The organism is Haloarcula sp. 1CSR25-25, assembly GCF_032027985.1.
Classification (GTDB): Archaea; Halobacteriota; Halobacteria; order Halobacteriales; family Haloarculaceae; genus Haloarcula.
Window position 1 is genome coordinate 1 of sequence record NZ_JAHYBW010000025.1, and the last position, 756, is coordinate 756.

The 756-nt window shown below is 54.9% G+C and carries 1 pseudogene; it reads right to left on the reverse strand.

Going from position 1 to position 756, the window contains the following annotated elements:
* A pseudogene (locus KZ498_RS24645) lies at positions 1-756 on the reverse strand (IS630 family transposase); the annotation flags it as partial.

A 756-nucleotide genomic window follows, 5' to 3' on the forward strand; every position in this document is an offset into this window, starting at 1 on the left:
TTGAAAGTTGGTCGAGAGCTGTATCGATCGCTGTCGTCAGCTCGTCGAGTGAGTCAAAGAAGCGGTTGCTAAGAAACGCTTGAAGCTGTCTCCAGCACTCCTCGACAGGATTCAGTTCCGGCGAATACGACGGTAACGTTACGAAAGCGAGGTCGTCACGGGCCGCCAGGTCCGTGACGGCCGACGCCTGGAAATATGGTGCGCCATCTAGAACAACAATCAAGTCGTCCTCGAATTCTTTGCATAATGCCAAAATGAAATGTTTCGCGTGATCGGCGGTGACGTACTCGGTGAATCGGGAGAAAAAGCGATCACCGTCCTCGGTGATCGCGCCCAGCAGACACGTCCAGTCGCGTTGGCCAGACAGTTCGACGGAGGGTCGCGTGCCGCGCGGAAACCACGCGGCACGCGGCTCGACTTGCATGGATTTCTTGGTCTGGTCGATACAGACTACGGTGGCGTCCATCTCCCGCCGCTTTTTTTGAGAGTGTCGTGGAACTCCTCTTGCTCGTCTTCATCGGCTTCGGCGGCTTTCCGGCGCGGTTTCTGATAACTCAATCCCGCTTCTTTCAGCAACCGCCGACAGCTCGGGATTGAATATGTGACACCGTACGTTTCTTCGAGATAGTCTTGAGCGAGCGCCGGCGTCCACGCCGGCGCGTCGATCCCAGCTTTTTCGGGCGGTTCGTGAACAGTCTCTTGGAAATTTTGCTGCTCTGAATCTGATAACTTTCTTTTTCTACCAGTTCTCTTATC